The organism is Lactobacillus sp. IBH004 (assembly GCF_026185255.2).
GTDB lineage: Bacteria > Bacillota > Bacilli > Lactobacillales > Lactobacillaceae > Lactobacillus > Lactobacillus melliventris.
Genome location: NZ_CP110217.2, coordinates 714,821 through 739,703, shown reverse-complemented (window position 1 = coordinate 739,703; position 24,883 = coordinate 714,821). Strand labels below are relative to the sequence as shown.

The following is a 24,883-nucleotide window of genomic DNA, read 5'->3' as shown; positions in this document are numbered from 1 at the left end:
AATAATTATAAACTGGTTGGTTGTATAAAGTAATTCAATTTATTAAAAAAAACTAATTCCTTAATTGAGAATTAGTTTTAAAATCTGATATTTACTTTACCTAATATTGATTAAATGAAGGTGCATAAGTTTCACCCTTAAAATTGTAGTGTTGATATTTTTGAGCTAATTTTGGTGAACGGAAGAACTGGTCAACGATTTCACCGGTTTTGGGATTAGCTTCAAATATTACTTGTTGCGTTTTACCAGCAATTTTTTCATTCTTCAATCTAAAAGCGAAGCCAATTTCAATATTGTTTTCATCTATTGGACTAAAGACAAGCCATTTTTTGTTGCTAATCTTATTAGTGGTTAATCTACCCAAATGTTTAAAAATTTTATCATGCTTGGTAAACCAGCTTTGAGGCATTTGCCACAAGTATTTATTGGTGCCTTTTACTTTACCTGCTGAAACCAGTTCAACATATTCTCCTGTCCAAGGCGTATTGAAACCGTTCTTTTTAACGGTCATTTTGCTTAATTTATCATGAGTATTACTATACCATTTACCACGCCATGATTTAGGAAACTTAAAGTCTCTCTTAAAACCATATTTTGTTTTATTAGTAGTAATTTTGGCATTTTTTGCAGTACTTGCCGCCTGAACCAAATTCGTCTGATTAACACTAATTCCACTTGCTGCAGCTATAGCAGCCACAACAACTGCCCAAGTAATTGTTTTACGTAATTTCATAAACTTTACCTCCCATACTGGAATTATTTCATCCTATTATGGACACGCACTATGATAAAAGCAAGCGATAGTGGAAATATTAAACAAAAAAAGTCTCTGAAAAATCAGAGACTCTTTTATTATATACAGTTAAAAATTAATCTTGGTAATTTACTAATTCTAAGAATGAATCAGGTTTAAGTGAAGCACCACCGACTAAACCACCATCAATATCAGGTTTAGCCATTAATTCCTTAACATTACCTGGATTTACTGAACCACCATATTGAATTCTAACATTCTCAGCAGTTTCTTCGTTGTACAGATCTTTAACAGTATCACGAATAGTCTTGCACATTTCTTCAGCTTGGTCAGAACTGGCAGTCTTACCGGTACCAATAGCCCAGATAGGTTCATAAGCAATAACTAAACTTGAAACTTGATCAGCTGACAAACCGGCAAGTGCAGCCTTAATTTGACTAACTACCCAATCTTCTTGCTTGTTAGCTTCACGTGTTTCAAGTGATTCACCACAGCAAATAATTGGAGTAACGCCATTAGCAAATAAAGCCTTTGCTTTCTTGTTAATGTCATCATCTGTTTCGTGAAAATAGCCACGGCGTTCGGAGTGACCAATAATACAATAGTTCATGCCCATTTCTTTTAAAACTTTAGGTGAGGTTTCACCAGTGAAGGCACCTTCATCTTCAAAATAAGCATTTTCTGCACCGACGCGCAGGTTTGTGCCAGCAGCTGCGTTCGCTAAACTTTCAAGATCGACGGCAGGAGCACAAATTAGTGCTTCAACCTTACTTGCTTCTGGCAATTTATCCTTTACAGCAGCAACAAATTCAGTTGTTTGCTTAGGATTCATATGTAATTTCCAGTTACCAGCAATAATTGGTGTACGCATGTAAATAATGTCCTTTCTTAAAGTCTACTTGTCTGAAATGCAGGCAATTCCTGGTAATTCTTTACCTTCAAGATATTGCAAAGAAGCACCACCACCAGTTGAAATGTGGGTGATCTTTGGAGCGATACCAAGTTGTTTAGCGGCTGCAGTTGAGTCACCACCACCGATAATAGTAGTAGCATCAGTTAAATCAGCAAGAGCCTTACCAACTTCTAGAGTACCTTCAGCAAAGTTGGACATTTCAAAGGCACCCATTGGTCCATTCCAAACAACAGTCTTGGCATCTTTTAAAACATCCTTAAACTTAGCAACAGTCTTAGGACCGATATCAAGACCCATCATGTTTTCTGGGATGTCATCGCCGACAACTTTGCGAGCTGCATCATTTGAAAATTCGGTTGCTGCGACATTGTCAACAGGTAACACAATCTTGCCATCAGCGTCTTTCAACAATTTTTTAGCAAGATCAACTTTATCTGGTTCAAACAAAGATTTACCAATTTCATGACCTTGGGCAGCTAAGAAAGTATAAGCCATACCACCACCAATTAAAATGTGGTCAGATTTTGGAATGAGGTTAGTAATAACATCGATCTTGTCTGAAACCTTAGCACCACCTAAGATGGTAACAAATGGGTGTACAGGATTAGCAACAGCATCACCTAAAAACTTGATTTCCTTTTCCATTAAGAAACCAGCAGCAACAGGCTTGCCATCTTTCTTCATAGCTTCAGCGATACCAACATTGGATGCGTGACTTCTGTGAGCAGTACCAAAGGCATCGTTAACATACATGTCACCTAATGAAGCCCAGTATTCACCTAACTTAGGATCATTCTTGCTTTCACGTTTGCCAAAGTCATTGTCAATATCTTGGAAACGAGTGTTTTCAAGAACAGCAACGTCACCGTCTTGCATCTTGGCAACGGCATCTTCAACTTCTTTACCTTCGTTAGCTGGAACAAAGGTAACTGGCTTCTTTAAGAGCTCGCTCAAACGCTCAGCAACTGGTTTTAATGACAATTCTTTCTTATCATCATCTGACTTTACACGTCCCAAGTGACTGAGTAAAATTGCCTTACCACCATTTTCAATGATGTATTTAATAGTAGGAAGTGCAGCAACAATTCTGTTGTCATCTCCGATCACACCATCTTTAATTGGCACGTTAAAATCAACACGAACTAAAACCTTTTTGCCCTTTACATCAAGGTCAGAAACAATTAATTTAGCCATCTATATCCTCCGATAATTTAATTATTTTTATTTTGAAAAAAAGGCGGAAGGAAGAATTTCCCTCCGCCTTCTCTTTCACCACTTAACAGTAATCAAATATTACAGATTAAAGAGTAGCAAATTTCAACAAAGTACGAACCATTTGGCAAGTAAATGAGTATTCGTTGTCATACCAAGCAACAGTCTTAACTAATTGATTGTCACCGGCAGTAGTTACCATAGTTTGAGTTGGGTCAAAGATTGAACCAGCTGTCATACCAACTACATCACTTGAAACGATTTCGTCATCGTTGTAAGCAAATGATGGGCTTTCGTACTTCTTCAATGCTGAGTTAACTTCGTCAGCAGTAACTTTCTTGTCAAGGATTGAAACTAATTCAGTTAATGAACCATCAGTAACTGGAACACGTTGTGCGTGACCGTTAACTTTACCGTTCAATTCTGGAACAACAAGACCAATAGCCTTAGCAGCACCAGTTGAGTGAGGAATAATGTTAACAGCAGCAGCACGAGCGGCACGCTTGTTACCACCACGAACAGGTCCGTCCAAAAGCATTTGGGTTGAAGTGTAAGCGTGGATAGTAGTCATAGTAGCTACCTTGATGCCAAATTCTTTTTGCAAAGCGTCAACCATTGGTGCTAATGAGTTAGTAGTACATGAACCAGCTGAAACGATCTTGTCGTTTGCATCTAAAGTATCATCGTTTACTGAGTAAACAATAGTCTTCAAGTCATTGCCTGCAGGAGCTGAAATCAAGACTCTCTTGGCACCTGCGTCAAGGTGAGCTTGTGACTTAGCCTTGCTGGTGTAGAAACCAGTACATTCAAGAACAAAGTCAACACCGTCATTCTTAACCCAAGGAATGTTTTGAGCTTGTGGTTCAGCGTATACGCGGTATTTCTTACCATCTACAACGATTGAATCTTCAGTAGCTGAAACTTCGTGGTCAAAAGTACCATGAGTTGAGTCATATTTTAGCAAGTGTGCCAAAAGTGCTGGGGTAGTCAAGTCGTTAATAGCAACAACTTCAATATCCTTTGACTTTTCGCCTAAATCCATGATCCGACGGAATGCCAAACGACCAATACGGCCAAAGCCGTTAATACCAATTTTAACTGTCATATTCTAAAGTCCTCCTTAAGAACTATGTAAGAACTGTAAACATCAATTTATTTTAAATGAGAATTACTTCTCCTTTAAAATCTTCTCTGAGGCTCCTTCATCAGTAATTAACCAGGTTTGATGTGGAGCATTTGGCATATAAGCCTTGATTGCTTTAGCCTTGCGGCCACCACAAGCAAATGCAAATATGTGAGGTATTTTATTTAGATTCTCAAACTGCAAACCAACCTGATGTACGCGGTCGACAATCTTCCCTTCGCCATCGAAGAAACACCCGAAACATTCGGTGACTACTTTTTTTTCACGCAATTCAGATAAGCGAATTGAATCGTATCCTCTGCGTCTTGCCATGTCGTGAGCTAGTCCAATTCCATGAATTACTACATCCGTCTGAGAAATATCTTCCAGCACGTCAGTAAAAGTAGATTCACGAATCAAAGAATTGTAAGCTGCTTGAGAAATCTGCTCCGGTAAATACAATGTTTTATATTTACCACCAGTTTCAGCAGCCATTTTCTGCACAATAGTATTGCTTTGAATAGCAACATTTTCACCCAGAGCCCCACGACCTGGCACAAATTCCAGTTGTCGATTTTTACTTAAACTTTTAGACAAATTCCTAGTCGATTTTGCAAGAGCTTCACCACCCAAAACAGTAATAATTGAATGTCCTAGGGGTAACAGTAAATCAAGAGCTGCATTAAGCTCTTCACCCATTCTCTCATATACCAGTTCTTGTAAATCACTATCGCCTGGCACAATAATTGTGCGCTCGATACCGAGTTTACGCGCTAAATCAATTTCTGTTTTGCGTGCGTTAAACAACCGATCTATCAGAGGTGCCGCCTCTTGCAATATTTTTTTGCCCTTCTCTGTCATAAACATGCCAAAGCTTTTGATCTCAATCAAACCTCGATCACGCAGATACTCAGTTTCTGTTCGCACGTTTCTTTCAGATAGTCCTAAAGACTGAGCTACGCTTCTGCGACCTACAGGTGCATTAAGCGATATTTGCTCAAGAACAAGATATCTTTGCCGAAAAACTTTTAAGATGTCAGGAACGAGAGCTTCAAGCACAGGAAATTCCGAGTACATTAATTTCTCTCCTTCTTCTGGGACCAAATTGACCCATTTGTTGTCATTAGGTGTCCCAGATTGTCTAAAAATATATGAGAAACGTAAATTGACATTAATCAATTTAGCCATTCCTCAATCGACAAATACAGTATAGCAACACTCCAAAAATAATTCAAGTTAAATTGCCGCAATTAGAAAGTCTTAATAAATTAGTCGATATTGATACTAAAACATGCAAAACTGCAACTCTTTTGTCAGTATCAATAAAAAACAATTCAATTTTTGTTTCTTTTCTGTTATACTTGTTGTTGTGCAAATTCGGGTCCTTAGTGTAATGGATCGCACGTAAGATTCCGGTTCTTAAAATCTGAGTTCGACTCTCAGGGGACCCATTGAATTAATTTAAAAAGAGTAGCTGTCGCAATCTAGCAGTAGCTACTCTTTTATTTTACTTTTCAAGCATATTTTTTAAATCTCTTTGAAGCTCATTATCAATCTTGTTCGAAAAATCTTCTTTAGCTAATTTATCTTTAAGTAAATAAGTAAATATTGCTCTCATTGCCGTCTTTTTGTTCGCAGCCTGTTGCCAAACAATTGATTTTTCACCGTTAAGCACAGAGGCTGTCACTTCTTCCCCTCTGTTTGCAGGTAAACAATGCATAAATTTAACTGCAGAATTGTGCGTTTTAGCCAACATCTCTGCGTTAACCTGGTACTTAGGATAAAATATTTTCATATACTCTGTTTGATCAAGTTCTTGATCATATAGGCCATACCAAACATCCGTGTAAATAAAATCAGCATTTTCTAAGACTTTTTCATCATCAGATAGATTAATTGTGCCACCGTTTTGCTGAGCTATTTTTTCTGCTTTGCGCAATAATTTTGGAGATAATTGCTTTTCTTTAGGACCGTATTGCACAAATTGCATTCCCATTTGAGCGCATAAAAATAATGCAGAAACAGTAATTTGCGTTGCATCCCCTACAAAGACCAGCTTAATATCAGATAATTTTTTACCTTGCGGTAAAAATTCTTTAATTGTAATCAAATCACCTAAAGCCTGAGTAGGATGGTCATCATCGCTCATGAAGTTAACTACAGGTGCATGCGAATTTTGAGCAATCGTAACAATATCGTCATGACTAGCGGTTCTCACACCAATAATATCGACTAAGTCGCCTAAAGCGTGACTGGTATCAGCCAAACCCTCATGACCATTGTCTCCTAGTTGTATCTGCCCTGGAGCTAAATACAAAGCATGTCCTCCTAATTCAGTCATTGCTGTTTCGGCAGAGCAGCGCGTTCTAGTAGATACTTGATCAAAGATCATACCTAAGCTTTTGCCTTTTAAAAGCTGAGGGTAATAGCCATGGTTGATAGTCTCCTTAATTTTTAGACCTAAATCAGCCAGGTATTGCATTTCGTCTCTTGAAAAGCCACAAGTATCAATAAAGTCTTTTTTAACCAAAAAATCCTCCTTTTTGTATTCTTTACTTTTCTTATCGCCTACCATAATACAGAAACTAAGTTTATTTGAAAAACAATTACATTCAAATATAGAAAGTCTTAACTATTTTAGCCACTAAACTTCTACTATAAATAAAAAAAGCCACTGAAAAATATTTCAATGACTTACATTATTATTTTAATATGTATTACCGGCTGTTAATTCTCCGCGCTGTGCAAATTCAACGTAGAGTTTATTACCAGATGCAGACAAACCTTCAATTTCGCGTCTTACGTGAAGGTGATGGGTGCTCTTATAGGTTCCGTCTTCACCAACTTTAAAGATATAGTCATTAAATCCAATATAAAATTGGTTATGACTTTGATCGTAGGTAAACCCTTGAACTGGAGAACCATTACTTACAAAGTTACCTTTAGTAGCTCCTACCTCAACGGGAGTCCAGGAATCACCGTTGCGAGTTACTTTCCAATATTCATAATAGCCGTTTCCACCATTATGGAATAAACAGTACATTGTGTTGTCACCGGCAAAGGTGGCATTATGAATGTATCTAGGACTACCATAGTTAGAAATTCTAAAGGTCCAGATTTGATTGATCTTCATGTCTGACTTACGTATTTGTAAAATTTCTTCAGAAGCACTTGAATTGCTAGAGGTGTTGTTATTAGCAATTACATAAATGTAATTAGCTGATGAGCCGATAGCCTGACCATGACCTAACTTGATATAAGGACTAACTTTAATATGTGAAGCATATTTCTTGAAGGTTGACCATCTCAATGTTTGTAAATTTTGTGCCTTAAATTTATTAATATGCTTTAAATTATAAGAAACTAAATGACCCTTTTGTGCACTACTTGAATTAAATAGAGCAACAGTAAAGTTTGAACCATTCACGGTAATGCCCTCAGGAATTACACCTACTTGTCCCATCTTATCACCAGATTGATTGTAACCAAGACTGACAAAACGAGGTTGGAACAGCTTGGTTTTTAAAGTTAAACCGTTAGCCTTAAATGTATTAGATCTAGTTTCGGAAGTATAATGATGCGCTGCGTTCCAGTTTCTTGAAGAAGACTTGGAACTACCTTTCCAAGTTGAGACTTCCTTTGGTCCATTCATAGGCTTTTTATCAGCTCTTGCTATACCCTCATTCTTTTCTGAACGAACAGTAACATTGACTGTTGCCTTAGCCTTGCCATAACTATAGTCAACCGTGGTCTTACCAGGAGTGCCCGAACTAATTTTTGACTTAGAAACTGTTACCTTGCTTGTATCTACAGCAGTACCTGCACTATTAGTCACATAATTAATGGCATCTTTAGTATTAAACGAATATTGATTGTTTTGCACTAAACTTACGTTCTGCGCAACAGAAATCTTGTTTCTGGCAAAAAAGTTCTGGTTAACCCAGCCGACCGTACGCCCGTCAACAATTATCTTCCAAAACTTGCCTTTCTTAGTGGCAATTGACTGTTTAGATTGAATCTGTGCGTTCTTAAAATATTTAGTCGACGTAAACTTGCCAGATGGTCCCATTTTTGAAGCATAATGATAAACTGCATAATTACCATTACCGGCTATTTTAGTAACAGCTTTGTGGTAAGTTTTTGCAGAAATATAAGAATTATTACTCCCAACAAATAAGCCAAGTGCAGCTATTGTCCCAGCAACCAGCAGCTTACTTTTAAATTTTCTTTTCATTAAACTTACAACCCCTTCTTCTACTATATAATAATAGTTTTACACTTTTTTAATTCATATATCAATAATTATTTTTGTTATTAATTTCAAGTGACTTATTATTAGATTTTTAAAAACATTTAAGTTAAAATAAAAAATTGTTATTTTTATATAAGGGAGAAGTTTCATGGGTGAAACACCAAACAATTCTAAAAAGATGATGTGGACAACGCTGGCCACTATGGCTTTCTCTATTGTGTGGAGCTTTGGCAACGTTGTTAACGGATTCATATACTTTGATGGTACCAAAGTAATTTTCAGCTGGATTATTATTTTCCTGCTTTTCTTTATTCCTTACGCCTTGATGGTCGGTGAACTTGGATCAGTTTTTAAAGATTCAGAGGGTGGCGTTGCTTCCTGGATTAACGCCACTATCGGACCTAAATGGGCCTACTATGCTGGTTGGACATTCTGGGCAGTACATGTGGTTTATATTTCCAGTAAAGGTACAACGGGCTTAAGAGGCATGGCTTGGGGCATTTTTGGTAATACTAAATGGTATGATAGTTTGCCAACAGCTTGGACGCAATTAGCCACGCTAGCAGTATTTTTGTTCTTTTGCTGGGTAGCCAGCCGGGGGATTCCAGTAATTAAAACTTTATCAACAATTGCTGGAACTTCAATGTTTATCATGTCAATTCTTTTTATTATCATGATGTTTGCGGCACCGATGATTAATCCGCATGCTAGTTTCAACAGCATAAACTGGAATTGGCAAAACTTTATGCCAGATTTTAATACGAAGTACTTTACTTCACTTTCAATTTTGGTATTTGCTATAGGTGGAGCTGAAAAGATTTCACCATACGTTAACAAATTAAAAAAGCCTGCAAAAAATTTTCCGAAAGCTATGTTGGGCTTAGCGGGAATGGTAATGATTTCTGCCATCTTAGGTACTATTGCTTTAGCATTAATGTTTGATCCTAAAGTAGTTAATGGCAATTTGAATGAATACATTTCGAATGGTCCGTACATTGCTTTTCAAAAATTAGGTGAATATTATGGTGTGGGCGGATTATTCCTCTATATTTATGCCTGGTGCAATGTTATCGGACAGTTTTCAGCACTGGTTATTAGTATTGATGCTCCTTTGAGAATGCTTCTGGGAGGCAAAGAGGCAAAAGACTTTATTCCGAAAAAGTTATTAAAAGTCAACAAACATGGAGCTTACATTAACGGTATTTGGATGATTGTTATTCTTTCAGGTGGTATCATTGCATTGCAAGCTGTTATGCCTGATGCACAAACCGTAATGGCACAATTAGTTAAACTAAATTCGATAGTGATGCCAATGCGTTATTTATGGGTTTTCATTGCCTACTTAGCTTTGCGTAAACAACATGAAAAATTCCATAACGGTACTGATAACTATCAAATGACTAAGCATCAGTGGTTAGCCTATACTGCCGGAATTTGGGGATTAGCCGTTACAGTTGCTTGTTGTTTAATGGGAATGTATTCAAATGATCCATTCACACTTTGTTTAAATATTGCCACTCCAGTGGTATTATTCCTACTTGGTTTAATTATGCCAACAATCAGACGAAAACAAGAAGAAAAAATAAGCTAAATAATACTTAACCGCCTAGCAATAGGCGGTTTTTTTACATAAAAAATGCTACACTATAATTAATTGAGGAGATGAGAATCATGCCTAATTTTTCTGATGAAGCAGGAAGTCTGTTACGTAGCCATCACTTAAAAGTAACTAAACCGCGTTTAAAAATACTTGAATATTTAATGGTACATCATAATCATCCCACCGCTTCCACAATTTTTACAGCAATTAGTGGAGACGAGCCAGCTTATCGTGCAACTGTTTATAACAATCTCAACAAATTAGTAGACGCGGGGATCGTAACAGAAATTAAAAATGGTGATGATTCTCTGCACTATGACTATTTTGTAAAACCACACTTTCATATTATCTGTAAAAAGTGCGGTAAAATTGCCGATGTTTATTATCCTGACTTTGGGAGAATTGAAGAACAGATGAGAACTGAGGCAGACAAGCAAACTGGTTTTGTCACTTCATCAAGCCACGTTGAAATCTATGGCCTTTGTCCTGACTGCCAAAGCAAAGAAAAAAAGAGCTGAAAGATGCAAAATCTTAAAATTCAGACAACAATCAAATTCTAATTATGGACTAACTTTCAATATTTGATTTAGGTTAGTCTTTTAATGTTACTTTTTTAATAAATATCTCAATCACAATATGGCAAAATTCCTAAAATAGATAACTTTCAGGTTTTTTACGACATTTCCTAAACCAAAAAAATGGCTCTATAATTTATCCTGTTGATGACTTATCCATGTGGTAAGCTGTTAATAGGTTTTTTATTGCATAAAAAAGGAGGACATCTTCCTCTTGCTTCTTGTAATAAAATATTAACTTCACCCAATATTTTATAGAAGGTTTGAATTATGTCCTCTTTTAATAATTATATTAAATTTGCTCTTGATATTAAAGATCAAAACATTGTTTTTGAAGATTATTTCTTCCGTTTGGCTAACGGCTATAAGCAGAAGGTTTACCAAGCTGTCTTATTGCAGCCCAGTTGTCCCTTTTGTGGCTCACAGGAGCTGCGGCACAATGGCCGTTTGAAAACCGAAATCCGCTATCCTGCTGCCAATGCCAGTCAGCCAGTCATTATTAGACTTTTTAAGCAGAGAGTCTGGTGTCGCACCTGCAATAAACGCTCAATGGCTCAATCTGACCTGGTAGGCAAATACTGCTGTATTTCCCAGCATTCTAAGCTCAAAATTCTCAGTGCTTTAACAGAAGACCGCTCAATGACCAGCATTGCCCGGGAAAACAATGTTTCTGTCAATACGGTGCAAAGAGTGCTGGGCTCTTGCTCGCATCAGTTTAGTAGCAGCTATGATTATTTGCCGGAGCATCTGGCCTTCGACGAGTTTAAAGGCGTTGACCGCACCTTGCATTTTATTTGTCTTGATGCCGACAAACACGAGGTGGTTCAGATTCTCCGAACACGCTATAAAAAAGCAATTATTGCCTACTTCAAAAAGTTTGCGCCAGCGGCTTTGCAAGGCGTCAAAACAGTTTCTCTGGACCTGAATTTTTACTATCAGGACATTGTGCGAGCATGCTTCCCCAACGCTGAGCTTGTGCTTGATCGCTTTCACATGGTACAAATGCTTACGCGTTCCTTCAACTCCCTGCGCGTGCAGGTCATGAAGAAATTCAAAAAGACCAGCAGAAAATACAAACTGCTTAAATCACCGTGGAAACTGTATCTCAAGAAGTACCAGGCACTCGACAAAATTCATCCGCATTACAATTGGCACTACAAAGACAATCTGACGCAAGAGCAGATAGTCAACGAAGGCATCGCCTGCAGCACGGAGCTTACTAATGCCTACAACCTGCTGCAGGCATTTTATGATGCTTTGGCTGCCAAAGATCCGCTGGCAATTAAAGAAGTGATTCATGCTAAAGAAGAAGTTGGCTGGCAAATGCATCAAACCCTGTTAACTTTTAAGCATAACCTGAAAGCAGTAATTAACGGGATAACATTGAATTATTCCAACGGCTGCTTAGAGGGCTTCAATCGCAAGATTAAACAAATTGAGCGCACAGCTTTTGGCTACGCCAACTTCCACAATCTGCTAACCAGGATTAGATTAGCAGAAAACAAGGTAAAAGAAAAAGAACCAAGCAGTTTTTTAGCTGCTTGATTCTATTCATTTAAGCTCTATCAACAGGATTTGACAAAGAGCCAAAAAAATAAGAGCTTTTCAGCTCTCATCTAAAAATATTTATTTTATTTAATATTCATGCTTACCAATAATTCAGCTCTTTGTGCAAGGTTTACATACAATTTATTATCACTAACTGATAAACCTTCAATTTCACGACCGGTATCAAAAGAATAAGTATCTTTTAATTTGCCATCGCGGCCAATCTTAAAGATTAAGTCATTGAATGCCAAGTAAAAGTTTTTATTCTTGGTATCATAAGTAAAACCTTGAACAGGTGAATTATTGTTTACAAAGTTGCCATCGGTTTTACCGACTAATTTTGGATACCAATTATCTCCAGTACGAGTGAATTCCCAGTATTCATAACAATTATTTTCAGTGTCATGGTAAACAGTGTACATATCCTTATCCGATACTATTACACCATTTTGGAAATAGCGATTACTCTTGCCATCATCAATCCAAGTTTTAATTGTCCAAATCTTGTTAATTTGTAAATCACCCTTACGAATTTGAAGTAATTCTTCAGAGTCGTTAGTGTCATTTAGCGTATTATCATTATTTAACACATAAATATATTTATCACTTGCGCCCAATGCCTGACCATGGCCAATTGGAATATAGGGACTTACCTTGATATTTTTAACATAATTGTTAAACTTCTTTTGCGACATATCAAGTAAATGTTGCGCATCAAACGGGTCAGTTAAAGTATTCAGATCATAACCAACAATATGACCAGATACCAAATTTGTGTGACTTAAAAGACTGGTATATGCCCAGCCATTAGAAACGGTAACACCTTCTGGAATGTGACCAACACGGTTAATATTATCGTCTGAGGGATCAGCTACACTTAATAAGACTGGTTGATATAACCGTGTCTTTAAGGTCAAATCACCACTAGTCAAAGTATGTTTATTGGTTTCAGGCGTGTATTCTGTAGGGCTAATATAATTTAATGATGAACCGTAATGAGTTTTCCAAGCCTGATAATCATTTGTACCAGGTTGCGCTGGGAAGGAGGCAACGGTATTCGCATCGACCACCCCTTCTTTTTTACTCTTTCTAACAGTTATTTTAACTGTAGCAGTTGCATCTCCATAAGTATATTTAACTTTATATGTCTTAGGAGTCCCGCAATTAATGCTATCTTTTGATACAGTTACTTGACTGTTGTCAATTACTGTACCCATGCTGTTAGTTATATAAGAAATAGCATCTCTGGTGGGGAAGTTGTAGAACTCATTGCGCACTAGAGATATAGTCTTAGGAACCGCAATTTGATTTCTGGCAAAGTAACGTTCATTAACATACCCTACTTGTCTGCCATTAACATAAATGCGCCAATAGCGGTATTTTTTAGTTTCAATCAACTGGTCTGATTGAATATGACTGTAACGAAAGTTAATGCCGTCAGCTACTTTGGTGCTAACTTTTCCGTTATTTACTTCTTTCCAGACCTTATAATTTTTGTTGCCCGCAACTTTGGTCATCATAGAAAAACCAGTAACAATTTGCTTAGGCTTAGGTTTTTTAGTATTGGTGTCGTCTGTCCCAGTTTGATCAGATTTACCTGTTTGATCATTAGTGGCATTATTATCATTATTTACATCAGTTGAGTTGCTTGATGACTTGTTGCTGTCATCTTGAACTGGCGGTTGAGCGCTATTCGAATCTGCCGCAACTGATGTAGTTGACAAGCCGGTACAAACTAGTAATCCGACAACCAATGTCAGTAAATATGGTAATTTTTTCTTATAAAGCTTCAAAATATATCCTCCAATATTTAGTTTACCTTTAAATTATATAATAAAACTCTCACTAAAAAGAATACAAAATTAATACACTTTCATTGACAGCAAGTAATGTAAGTGATTTAATTAGCACTGTACTTGATAGAGTGCTAATTATATTTAGGAGGTAGAAAGATGCTTGTACCTACAGTTATTGAACAAACTGCACGTGGCGAACGCGCATATGATATATATTCACGTTTATTGAAAGACAGAATCATCATGCTTAGCGGCGAAATTAACGATGATATGGCCAATTCAATTATTGCACAATTACTATTTCTTGATGCTCAAGACAACACCAAGGATATTTCACTTTACATTAATTCACCGGGTGGTGTGATTACTTCTGGTTTGGCAATCATGGATACCATGAACTTTATTAAATCAGATGTTTCAACTATTGCCATCGGCATGGCAGCTTCTATGGCTTCCATTTTACTGACTAGCGGAGCAAAAGGTAAACGTTTTGCATTACCTAATTCGACTGTTTTGATCCATCAACCTTTAGGTGGTGCACAGGGTCAGCAAACCGATATTCAAATTGCAGCCAATGAAATTTTAAAGAGCCGTGAAAAAATTAACCGGATCTTACATGAAACTACTGGTCAGCCTTTAGAAAAGATTCAAAAGGACACTGAACGGGACAATTACATGACCGCACAGCAAGCTAAAGACTATGGTTTAATCGATGAAATTATGGTTAATCAAAAGAAATAGTAACAATAAACTGAAAAAAAAAGAAACCCATCATTTGATGAGTTTCTTTTTTATTGCTCTAAACTTGCAGCAATATCGTGAATTTTTTTAAAGCGATGATTGACTCCAGATTTTGAAATCGGACCATCTGGCACCTGTTGCGCTATTTCTTTCAGTGATAGTTCCGGTTCATCTAATCTTAGTCTAGCCAAACCTTGCAATTTTTCAGGAATGTTTTCTAGCCCAATTTTACGTTCAATCAACTCAATATCTTCAACCTGCTTGGCTGCTGCATTAGCCGTCTTTTTTAAATTAGCTGTATCACAATTGACCAACCTGTTAACAGAATTACGCATATCCCGCATAATGCGCAAATCTTCAAAAGACAACATTGCATTTAATGCTCCGACAATATGTAAAAAGTCACCAATTTTTTCGGCTTCTTTTAAATAAACAATATAGCCACGCCTTCTTGGTGTACTTTTAGCATTCAGATTAAAGCGGTCATTCATAATATGAAGCAAATCGTCATTATGGTCTTTATAAATAGAATAAATTTCCAAATGATACCGACTCGTATTAGGATTATTCACACTGCCACTGGCTAAAAAAGCACCACGCAAATATGACATCGACCCTTCCCGTGAATTAATTATTCTTTTAGGAATGCTAGTAATTAAATTCAAGCTTGGGGTCAAAATTTCCAAATTATTCAGTATTTCTTTCACGTGATTTTGTAATCTCACCAAATACTGATTATTTTTTTTAAGCTTCATTTTGCGAGAGACTATCAGTTGTGGTTCAACCCTATATGCAGTTTTTATCAATGAAAAAATACGTCTAGCTATGGCAGGATTTTCAGTAGTGATATCAAGACTAAATTTGTGCTCATGAAAATTCAAAACGCCATTCATACGCAGGAAAGCAGCCAATTCAGCTTTGGCATGTTCGCAGTGAATGGGCAGCGAAGTCAACTCTTTTTTTACGTTACTAGCATAGCTGGCCATTATTTGTTATTCCTTCCTGCGAGCCATTGCGGCAAATGCCAGGTTGATGATTTCTTTTGCTACCTTCTTACCGTCATGAAAAACCAAGCCGCTACGCTGGTCAATAAAATCATCGGTAATCACCCGACAGCCCTGCTCGCGCAGTCCGTTAAAGTCTCTTTTCACCGGCTCAATATAGGCATCGTAATCACTAGGATTAAACTTAGACATGTCAATTTTGGCACCATTAACTAAAGCAGTATTAATATAATGACCACCAAGATGTGCGTTAATTACTTTAACGTGATCACAGTCTGAAAAATGATCGGTTTCACCAAGCTGTGTCATAATATTGCAAATATATATTACTTCTGCACTAGTTTTCCTAACAGCTTCGCCTAAATTAGGTATCATCAGGTTAGGTAAGATTGAAGTAAACAAGCTTCCGGGTCCTAACACTACTGCATCAGCATTTTTAATAGCATTTAGCACTTTAGACACGGCTTTTGGTTCAGAATTTGAGTTTGTATTGGTAACCCAAACTCGTTTTATCCTCTTATCCTTATCAGTAATTTCTTTTTCTCCTGCTTGAATGGTCCCATCAACAAACTCAGCATTAAGTGTTAAGGGCTCGTTAGAGGCAGGATACACGTGTCCATCTACATGCATCATTTTAGACAAAGACTGGACAGCATCAAAAATATTGCCATGCATCTCATTCAAAGCAGCAATGATTAAGTTTCCGATAGCATGCCCTGAAAAAAATGAATCGGAGGAATCAAACCGATATTGAAAAATATCTTTTTCTTCCTGTGAAATTCCACTTAAAGAAACCAACACATTGCGAATATCACCAGGTGGAACAACATTAATAAAGTTGCGAATTGATCCTGATGAACCACCATCATCTGATACCGTCACAATGGCAGTAATTTCAGCTTCTTGTTCTTTAAGCGCATTCAAAACAACTGGCAACCCAGTTCCACCACCAATGACCACAATCTGTGGTCTTCTACTTCTAGTTACACGAATCACTTTTTCAGCATATGTCATGAAAATCACCTTTTTCTAGTGTAACGACTAATTTCGCGGTGCGTAATATCAACTGTATAGTCTTCAGCCAAGTCCTGTGCCAATTGCTGTGCAATTGCAACGCTGCGATGCTGGCCACCCGTACACCCAATTGCAATAGTTAATTTGCTTTTGCCTTCATTAATATACCCTGGCAAAGCAACTTTTAATAAGTCTAAAAATTTTTGATAAAAAGTCTGGGTTTGTTTTTTATCCATTACATAATTAAAAACCCGTTTATCGAGTCCCGTAAATGGCCTTAATTCAGGTATATAAAATGGGTTAGGCAAAAACCTGACATCCATCACAATATCTGCATCAATTGGCATACCGTATTTGAAGCCGAAAGATAATACTTCAATGGAAAATGGCTGTTTATGCTGTTTACTAAATCTATTAATCAGCTCCTGCTTTAGTTCCTTAGGTGACAAATTAGAGGTATCTATAATGTCATTAGCTCGATTCTTTATACCTGTTAAAATTCGTCTTTCTTCTAAAATACCGTCAAGCAGACGACCATTGCTTGCCAATGGTGGCACACGCCTTGTCTCTTTGTAACGGGCTACTAAAGTGTTATCGGAAGCATCCAGAAATACAATTCTAGTTTGAGCGTTGCCATTATCTTCAAGCGAATTGATCTCGTTATCTAAGTCTTTATAAAACCGTCTAACTCGTAAATCAATTACCACTGCTACTTTAGTAAAATCATCCGACCTGACAATTAATTCCCAAAAACTAGGTAAAAGCGATGGAGGCAAATTATCAACTATAAAATAGCCCATATCTTCCAAAGCATGAGAAGCCACGGTTTTGCCCGCACCACTCATTCCTGTAATAATCAGTAGTTGCTTTTTGTGCTCAGCCATTTTCAAACTACCCCCCTATTAATAAAATTATACCATACCAGGTTTTTCCTAACTTTTTTGAGTAAAAAAAAAGTTCTAATGAACTTTTTATTTATTAGCGATTAACAAAAGCTGCAATAATTTGATTAATTCCAAAAATTAATAACCAGAATGACACTAACCAAATTAGTGTTAAAGCAGACAATGCCGGATTAAACATCAGGCTGATTGCTATCAATAATCCTAGTATATTTAATATTAGGTTTAGCCAAAAGAAGAAATTAGAAATTCTTCTCATCTGCCATGAAAAAACTATACCGGTAATCGAATCAAATAAGAACCAAAAAGCAAAAAGGTAGGCAATTGTTAATCCAGCAGCGTCGTATGAGTAAAGAAACAAAATTCCAACGATAATGTCCAATACTCCTGAAACAATTGACCACCAGCTAGAAGGGATAAAATACCGAAAACGGCTGTAAAATACCAGCCAAACAAATCCCTGGACAATAGAGACAATAGCAAACAGCAAGACAAATGCGTGTAGTGCTTTACCAGGGTGCCGCAATAGAAATAACCCGGCAATTACCATTAAAATCCCAGAAATAAATGCGGCCCAATTAAAACCACGATTTTGTCCGTAACTAGAAAAATTATCCATTTTTATTCCTCCTTGCGCTATATTTTACACTTTCTCACAAATAATTAATACTATTTAATTACTTTTTGCTCTAGCCTTTTTTGTTAGTGATGTGTCACGCATAAGAACTGGCTTTAAATACTGACCGGTATAACTTTCCTTAACCTGTGCTACCTGCTCTGGTGTGCCAGTGGCAACTATTTGGCCACCACCTTCTCCTCCTTCAGGACCCAGATCAATTAACCAATCAGCATTTTTAATCACATCCAAATTGTGTTCGATTATCAAAACTGTATTACCTTGATCAACGAGTCTTTGCAATACTTCCAGTAAACGCTTGATATCATCTGTATGCAAACCAGTTGTCGGCTCATCTAAAATGTAAAAGTTCTTACCTGTTGATAACTTCTGCAACTCCGCAGCAAGCTTCATCCTTTGCGCTTCACCACCAGATAAGGTAGTAGCAGACTGACCTAGTTTGACATAACCTAAACCGACATCCACAATTGTTTGTAATTTGCGCGCAATTTTAGGAATATTTTTGAAGAACAAGCAAGCCTCACTAATTGTCATATCTAAAACCTGTGCAATATTTTTCTTGCGATAGGTTACTTCGAGAGTTTCAGAATTATAACGACTGCCATGACAAACTTCACACGGAACATATACGTCCGGTAAAAAATTCATTTCTATTTTAATAATGCCATCGCCATGGCAGGCTTCACAACGGCCGCCTTTAACATTAAAAGAAAAGCGCGCCTTAGTGTAACCACGAAGTTTGGCTTCATTTGTTTGGGCAAATAAAGCTCTAATATCATCAAAAACACTGGTATAAGTAGCGGGATTACTTCGAGGAGTACGGCCGATCGGACTTTGATCAATATCAATGATCTTTTCAATGTTTTGGTAGCCACTGATAGTTTTATATTTGCCAGGTTTAGTTTGATTTCGATTCAATTTTTGTGCTAAAGCACGTTTTAATATCATATTTACCAAGGTTGATTTACCTGAACCTGAAACCCCAGTAACCACAATTAATTTACCTAAAGGAAATTCAACCTTTAAATTCTTGAGATTATTTTCAGCTGCACCGGTAATTGTAATTTTTTTACCATTACCTTTACGCCTTTTTAACGGAACAGGTACAAACTTTTTACCTGCCATATATTGTCCAGTTAGAGATTTTTCATTCTGTTCAACTTCTTCAGGCGTACCGGCAGCCATGACTTCACCGCCATAAGTCCCAGCACCCGGACCCATATCGATCAGGTAATCGGCTTGTCTCATAGTCTCGTCATCATGTTCAACTACAATTAAGGAATTACCTAAATCACGCATGCGCTTCAAAGCAGCTATCAGCCGGTCATTATCACGCTGATGTAAACCAATTGACGGCTCATCCAAAACATACATGACTCCTGAAAGATTTGAACCAATTTGGGTCGCAAGTCGGATTCTTTGAGCTTCCCCACCAGATAAAGTATTAGCAGAACGTGACAAGGTCAAATAATCTAGGCCCACACTATTTAAGAAGGTGAGCCTGTCACGCACCTCCTTTAGTATTGGCTTAGCAATGACAGATTCTTGTTCATCAAGTTTGATATTATTGAAAAATTTAAGGGCATGACTGATTGCCAAATCCGATGCCTCAGCGATATCCTTGCCATTAACTTTAACCGCTAATGCTTTACGATTTAATCTTTTGCCATGACAAGTTGAGCAAGTAAGTTCTGTCATATATTTGCCCATAACATCACGCATGAATTTGGACATCGGATGATAATAACGTCTTTCAACATTCTCCATAGCACCTTCAAAAGGCGCTGTAGTATCATTAACTCCGAAATCACCGGTAACATGAAACTTAATTTTTTTAGTTGAGCCGTGTAAGATTGTATTTTTTTGCTTCTTAGTCAACTTAGAAAATGGTTTATCAAGCGGAATTTTCAAAGCCGTACATGCCTGCTCAAGCATTTCCCCGTAGTACTTGGAATTTTTCCAAGGTGCAACTGCTCCTTCGGCTAAAGTTTTGCTTTGATCCGGAACAACCAAGTCCTCATCAACTGATAACTTGACGCCTAAGCCGTCACAATCAGGACAAGCGCCAAACGGTGCATTAAAAGAGAAAAGCCGTGGTTCCATTTCTCCTACAGTAAAGCCGCATTTAGGACAAGCATAGTATTCTGAAAAGTTGATCGTTTCTGCGCCGATCACATCAACATTCATATAGCCGTCCGATAAGCGCAGAGCTGCCTCCACGGAATCAAAAAGGCGTGACCGAATACCTTCTTTAACAATCAAACGGTCAACCACGATATCAATTGAATGGCGCTTATTTTTTTCTAAATCAAATTTTTCACCAATTTCATGCATATCGCCATCAACAATAACACGCACATAGCCTGCTCTTTGTACCCGTTTAAAGACTTCTTTATGTGCTCCTCTTTTAGCTCTAATTACTGGTGCCAAAATTTGAATACGGCTACGTTCAGGCAAAGCCAAAATGCGGTTAACCATTTGCTCAACCGACTGTCTTTCAATTAAAGTACCATCGTTAGGACAAACTGGGTGTCCAACTCGAGCCCACAAAAGTCTGAGATAATCATTTATTTCAGTAACTGTGCCCACAGTTGATCTGGGATTATGCGATGTCGTTTTTTGATCAATTGAGATTGCTGGATTTAAGCCATCGATTGAATCAACATCTGGCTTATCCATTTGTCCTAAAAATTGGCGCGCATAGCTTGACAGTGATTGGACATATCTTCTACGCCCTTCGGCATACAAAGTATCAAAAGCCAAAGAACTTTTGCCAGAACCCGACAGGCCGGTAATAACAACTAATTTATCCTTAGGTATAGACAGGTTAATGTCTTTTAAATTGTGTTCACGCGCACCCCGAATAACAATTTTATCATTTACCATTTAATGCTTTCCCTTTTTTCTTAATTGGACTTCTAGTTGAACTTTCCAGTTCCATGATAGCATCCCGCAAAGTTGCAGCGCCTTCGAAATCAAGCTTCTTAGCAGCTTCCTGCATTTGCTTGCGCAAGTCTTTAATCATGGTTCTCTTTTGTTTAACGGTTAATTCGTCAAAATTCAAATCAGCAAAACTATCAGTTTGCGTATCTTCATCCGCCACTTTTGTAGCAGAAATAACATCCCTGATCGGTTTAACAATAGTTTTCGGTTTCATACCATGTTCTTCATTAAACTTAATCTGTAATTTACGTCTTCTCTGCGTTGCATCGATAGCTTCCCGCATTGAGTCTGTGATTGTATCGGCATACATAATTACAGCCCCATCTGCGTTTCTGGAAGCACGCCCCATTGTTTGCACTAGCGGCCGGTATGCACGTAGAAAGCCTTCCTTATCAGCATCAAGAATTGCAACAAGTGAAACTTCCGGTACATCAATACCCTCACGCAATAAGTTAATACCAATTAAAACGTCATACTTGCCAGTACGCAAGTCACGCAATATTTGCATCCGCTCCAAAGTTTTAACATCTGAATGAAGATATTGCACTTTAATCCCGAGATCTTTTAAATAATCTGTTAAGTCCTCAGCCATTTTTTTCGTTAATGTAGTAACGAAAACACGTTCATTCTTTTCAATCCGCTTGTTAATTTCAGCAACTAGATCATCAATTTGACCCTCAACCGGTTTAACTTCAATCTTTGGATCAAGCAAACCAGTTGGTCTGATGATTTGTTCGACCTTATGATTTGTCCGTTCGAGCTCATAATCTCCCGGGGTTGCTGAAACATATAATATTTGGTTAACATGCTTTTCAAATTCAGCCAGCTTCAAGGGCCTGTTATCAAGCGCAGAAGGTAAACGAAAGCCGTAATCAATCAAAGTCTTTTTACGGTTGCGGTCTCCGTTGTACATTGCCCTAATTTCCGGCATAGTGGCGTGAGACTCATCAATTAGAATGAGAAAATCATCCGGAAAGAAGTCAAGTAAAGTATAAGGGGGTTCTCCTTCTTTTCTTCCTTCCATATGACGAGAATAGTTTTCAATACCGTTGGTATAGCCAACTTCACCCATCATTTCCATATCGAAAGTGGTCCGTTGCTTAATACGTTCAGCTTCCAGCAACTTTCCCTCGCCTTCAAACTTTTTCACTTGAATTTTCATTTCTTGTGAAATGGCCTTGAGAGCGCGTCTCATTTGCTCTTCATTGGTCATGAAGTGCGTTGCTGGGAAAAGTGAAATACTCTCTCTTTCACCAATAACTTCACCAGTTAAGGCATCAACTTCTACAATTCTGTCAATTTCATCGCCGAAAAATTCAATCCGATAAGCGTGGTTAGAATTACCTGCAGGAAAAACTTCTACAACATCTCCACGAACGCGAAAACGACCACGTTGAAAGTCAATATCATTGCGGTCATATTGAATATTGACTAGATCACGCAGTAAAGTGTTTCTGTTGTATTCTTCACCCTCATGAACCGTAATCACACTCGCAGCATATTCTTTCGGGTCACCTAAGCCGTAAATGCATGAAACTGACGCTACGACAATAACATCGTTACGTTCCATTAAGTCGCTGGTAGCTTGGTGACGCAACTGGTCAATTTCATCATTAATTGCTGAGTCCTTTTCAATATATGTATCTGATTGCGGCACATATGCTTCAGGTTGGTAATAATCATAGTATGACACAAAATAGTCAACGGCATTATGTGGGAAAAACTCTTTAAATTCGCCGTATAGCTGTCCCACCAAAGTCTTATTATGCGAAATGACTAAAGTGGGTTTATTTAACTTAGCAATAATATTGGCCATAGTGAAAGTTTTACCAGTACCGGTAGCACCTTCCAAAATCTGTTCTTTATACCCTTTTTTAAAGCCAGCAGCCAATTTATCAATGGCTTGTTGCTGATCGCCTGCTGGATTAAATTTAGAAACGAGTTCAAATTTACGTTCTTCTTGTCGTTTAATCATCGAAAGACTCCTCGTAGAAAAAGTTGGACAAAATTGCCCAACTCTTATTTGACTTATTATATTTTACTCTCTCGAACGTATTTTCGCATCCTTTTTGTCTTATTTTAACAGTTTTGCCATTGCCTTTTGATAACTTTCAGCCGCCTCATGAGCAGTTGCAATATCGGGCTTATTAACTCCGACGTAGGCTTTAATTACTGGTTCTGTACCAGATGGTCTTAAAGCCAGCCAGGTTTCATCTGCTAAATAATATTTTAATACATTGGATTTAGGTAGCCCTGCTAATGGTTGAACACCATTCTCGGTAATTTCTTGCTGCTTTAAAAAGTCTTGAATTTTGTTAACCTTAACACCATTTATCTTTTCCAAATGTTCTGAGCGCAACTTTGCCATCAAGAGCGCCATTTTCTTTTGGCCACCGATGCCTGGCATTTCAACAGCTTTGGTTATTTCGTATGAAGTGCCATATTTTTGCCAAATTTCATTGAGTCCATCTAGCACGGTCATGTTGCGCGAAGCATAATAAGAAGCTACTTCAGCAAACATTAGTGCACCCTGCATAGCGTCTTTATCCCGCGCAAAAGGCTTAAAAAGATAGCCGTAGCTTTCTTCAAAGCCCATCAAGAATTTGCCATCATGCATCTTACTCATGCGATCGATTTCTTCGCCAATAAACTTGAAACCGGTCAAAACATATTTGGTTTTAATACCAAAATCTTGGGCAATTTTAAACGGCATGCTACTGGAAACTACTGAGGTAATTAATTCATAATCGCCGGCTAATTGACCATTATTTTTTAAATTGACCAGCAAATAATAAATCATCAGCGTGGCAATTTGGTTACCAGTTAGTACCTGAAAATCACCGTTTTTAGTGCGCACGCATGCACCCATTCGATCAGCATCAGGATCCGTGGCAATGATTAAGTCTGCCTGTTTTTCATTTGCTAATTTTATTCCCGGATCAAAAACATCACGGTATTCCGGATTTGGTTTTTTAGTTGTTGGAAATTCCGGATCAATGATTGCCTGGCTGGGAACCGGAATTACATTAGTAAAACCTCCTTGCCTGAATGCGCGATCATAAATCATTTTACCTGTACCATGCAATGGGGTATAAATGATTGTTAATTTGTCGGCATTTTGCCGGATAAGGTCGGGGTTAACATTTACCGTTTTTAATGCTGCTAAATATGCTTCATCAATGTCTTCACCAATCAGCTGTAAAGTTTTTCGTGCACGGAGTTGCACTACTGGCGCTGCTTGAACGTTAAAAATATCTGTTACTCTTTGAGAATACTCAAAAACTCGCTCTGCATCTTCAGGACCCATTTGGGCGCCATCGGCACCATAAACCTTGTAACCATTATATTGTTTGGCATTATGAGAAGCAGTAATATTAATTCCGGCTGCAGCGTGTAAGTACCTAACAGCAAATGATAATTCAGGTGTTGGTCTTAAATCATCAAACAGATAAACATGGATATTATGGCTTCCTAAGATTCTCGCCGCATGTTCCGCAAATTCACGAGAGTGATAACGTGAATCAAAGGAAATTACTACCCCTTTATTTTGAGCTTGCTCACCCTTTTCATCTATCAACCGAGCTAAACCTTCTGTTACACGGCCAACAGTGTACAAATTGATGCGATTAGTTCCCGGCTCCAGTCTGCCCCTCATGCCGGCTGTACCGAAATTAATATCTTGCCCAAACGCATCCTCAACCCAATTTGGATCTTGACCAAGTTCAGACAGTTGATCTTTTAAATAATCGGGCAGATTTTGTGCCTGTTGCCATTTTTGAAATGTTTCTCTTGCTTTCATTTCAGTAATGTTCCTCTTTTTCTAGCATTTAATTCGTTTTCATAAATTATATTCTAGCATTTATCACTAT

General features: G+C 37.7%; 19 protein-coding genes. 4 read left to right on the top strand and 15 right to left on the bottom strand.

What is annotated here, in order from left to right:
- Positions 1-100 precede the first annotated feature (100 nt).
- The 7 genes from LDX54_RS03760 to LDX54_RS03730 form a co-directional block, all read right to left on the bottom strand.
- Positions 101-733, bottom strand: a complete 633-nt coding sequence (locus LDX54_RS03760; RefSeq protein ID WP_265666827.1) for a hypothetical protein — start codon at positions 731-733, stop codon at positions 101-103.
- A 136-nt stretch (positions 734-869) separates the two neighbouring features.
- Positions 870-1,625, bottom strand: a complete 756-nt coding sequence (tpiA, locus tag LDX54_RS03755) for a triose-phosphate isomerase (RefSeq protein WP_174794322.1) — start codon at positions 1,623-1,625, stop codon at positions 870-872.
- A gap of 24 nt (positions 1,626-1,649) precedes the next feature.
- Entirely contained in the window at positions 1,650-2,861 is a 1,212-nt protein-coding gene (locus LDX54_RS03750) for a phosphoglycerate kinase (RefSeq protein WP_265666828.1), read from the bottom strand.
- A gap of 106 nt (positions 2,862-2,967) precedes the next feature.
- Positions 2,968-3,984, bottom strand: a complete 1,017-nt coding sequence (gene gap, locus LDX54_RS03745) for a type I glyceraldehyde-3-phosphate dehydrogenase (protein ID WP_046324625.1) — start codon at positions 3,982-3,984, stop codon at positions 2,968-2,970.
- Positions 3,985-4,047: 63 nt separating this feature from the next.
- The gene (locus LDX54_RS03740) at positions 4,048-5,079 is read right to left on the bottom strand and encodes a sugar-binding domain-containing protein (RefSeq protein WP_046324624.1); all 1,032 of its coding nucleotides are present in this window, start codon (positions 5,077-5,079) and stop codon (positions 4,048-4,050) included.
- A gap of 430 nt (positions 5,080-5,509) precedes the next feature.
- Positions 5,510-6,532: an ornithine carbamoyltransferase gene (gene argF, locus LDX54_RS03735; RefSeq protein ID WP_265666829.1), complete on the bottom strand. Its 1,023-nt coding sequence runs from the start codon at positions 6,530-6,532 to the stop codon at positions 5,510-5,512.
- Between the two features lie 177 nt (positions 6,533-6,709).
- A complete protein-coding gene (locus LDX54_RS03730) occupies positions 6,710-8,236 on the bottom strand; it encodes a GW dipeptide domain-containing protein (protein ID WP_265666830.1) in 1,527 nt (508 codons plus the stop codon).
- Between the two features lie 166 nt (positions 8,237-8,402).
- Between LDX54_RS03730 and LDX54_RS03725 the strand changes: the two genes are divergently transcribed.
- From LDX54_RS03725 to LDX54_RS03715, 3 genes are all read left to right on the top strand, one after another.
- Positions 8,403-9,845, top strand: coding sequence for an amino acid permease (locus LDX54_RS03725; protein WP_046324621.1), 1,443 nt, complete (start codon positions 8,403-8,405; stop codon positions 9,843-9,845).
- Positions 9,846-9,925: 80 nt separating this feature from the next.
- Positions 9,926-10,372, top strand: a complete 447-nt coding sequence (locus tag LDX54_RS03720; protein ID WP_199726686.1) for a Fur family transcriptional regulator — start codon at positions 9,926-9,928, stop codon at positions 10,370-10,372.
- 327 nt (positions 10,373-10,699) lie between these two features.
- Positions 10,700-11,974, top strand: a complete 1,275-nt coding sequence (locus LDX54_RS03715) for an ISL3 family transposase (RefSeq protein WP_265666831.1) — start codon at positions 10,700-10,702, stop codon at positions 11,972-11,974.
- Positions 11,975-12,060: 86 nt separating this feature from the next.
- Here the strand turns inward: LDX54_RS03715 and LDX54_RS03710 are convergent, their stop codons facing one another.
- Positions 12,061-13,770 carry an SH3-like domain-containing protein gene (locus LDX54_RS03710; RefSeq protein ID WP_265666832.1) on the bottom strand — a complete coding sequence of 570 codons (1,710 nt, stop codon included), beginning with the start codon at positions 13,768-13,770 and terminating at the stop codon, positions 12,061-12,063.
- 159 nt (positions 13,771-13,929) lie between these two features.
- Here LDX54_RS03710 and clpP point away from each other — a divergent pair, with 159 nt between their 5' ends.
- On the top strand, positions 13,930-14,514 hold the full coding sequence (gene clpP, locus LDX54_RS03705) for an ATP-dependent Clp endopeptidase proteolytic subunit ClpP (protein WP_034977497.1): 585 nt from the start codon (positions 13,930-13,932) through the stop codon (positions 14,512-14,514).
- Between the two features lie 50 nt (positions 14,515-14,564).
- On the opposite strand, the gene whiA is transcribed toward clpP, so the two are convergent.
- The 7 genes from whiA to LDX54_RS03670 all read right to left on the bottom strand — a co-directional run bounded on the left by whiA (position 14,565) and on the right by LDX54_RS03670 (position 24,813).
- Positions 14,565-15,500, bottom strand: a complete 936-nt coding sequence (gene whiA, locus LDX54_RS03700) for a DNA-binding protein WhiA (protein ID WP_265666833.1) — start codon at positions 15,498-15,500, stop codon at positions 14,565-14,567.
- A 6-nt stretch (positions 15,501-15,506) separates the two neighbouring features.
- Positions 15,507-16,532, bottom strand: a complete 1,026-nt coding sequence (locus LDX54_RS03695) for a gluconeogenesis factor YvcK family protein (protein ID WP_046324618.1) — start codon at positions 16,530-16,532, stop codon at positions 15,507-15,509.
- A 5-nt stretch (positions 16,533-16,537) separates the two neighbouring features.
- Positions 16,538-17,416 carry an RNase adapter RapZ gene (gene rapZ, locus LDX54_RS03690; protein ID WP_046324617.1) on the bottom strand — a complete coding sequence of 293 codons (879 nt, stop codon included), beginning with the start codon at positions 17,414-17,416 and terminating at the stop codon, positions 16,538-16,540.
- A gap of 94 nt (positions 17,417-17,510) precedes the next feature.
- Positions 17,511-18,053 carry a DUF308 domain-containing protein gene (locus LDX54_RS03685; RefSeq protein ID WP_122025857.1) on the bottom strand — a complete coding sequence of 181 codons (543 nt, stop codon included), beginning with the start codon at positions 18,051-18,053 and terminating at the stop codon, positions 17,511-17,513.
- A 54-nt stretch (positions 18,054-18,107) separates the two neighbouring features.
- Complete coding sequence (gene uvrA, locus LDX54_RS03680; protein WP_265666834.1) at positions 18,108-20,957, bottom strand: excinuclease ABC subunit UvrA; 2,850 nt, start codon at positions 20,955-20,957, stop codon at positions 18,108-18,110.
- Entirely contained in the window at positions 20,947-22,989 is a 2,043-nt protein-coding gene (gene uvrB, locus LDX54_RS03675; RefSeq protein ID WP_198202858.1) for an excinuclease ABC subunit UvrB, read from the bottom strand. Before uvrB ends, uvrA begins: the two co-directional genes overlap by 11 nt.
- A gap of 99 nt (positions 22,990-23,088) precedes the next feature.
- Positions 23,089-24,813 (bottom strand): phospho-sugar mutase, encoded by a 1,725-nt coding sequence (locus LDX54_RS03670; protein ID WP_265666835.1) that lies wholly within the window; start codon positions 24,811-24,813, stop codon positions 23,089-23,091.
- Between the last annotated feature and the right edge of the window lie 70 nt (positions 24,814-24,883).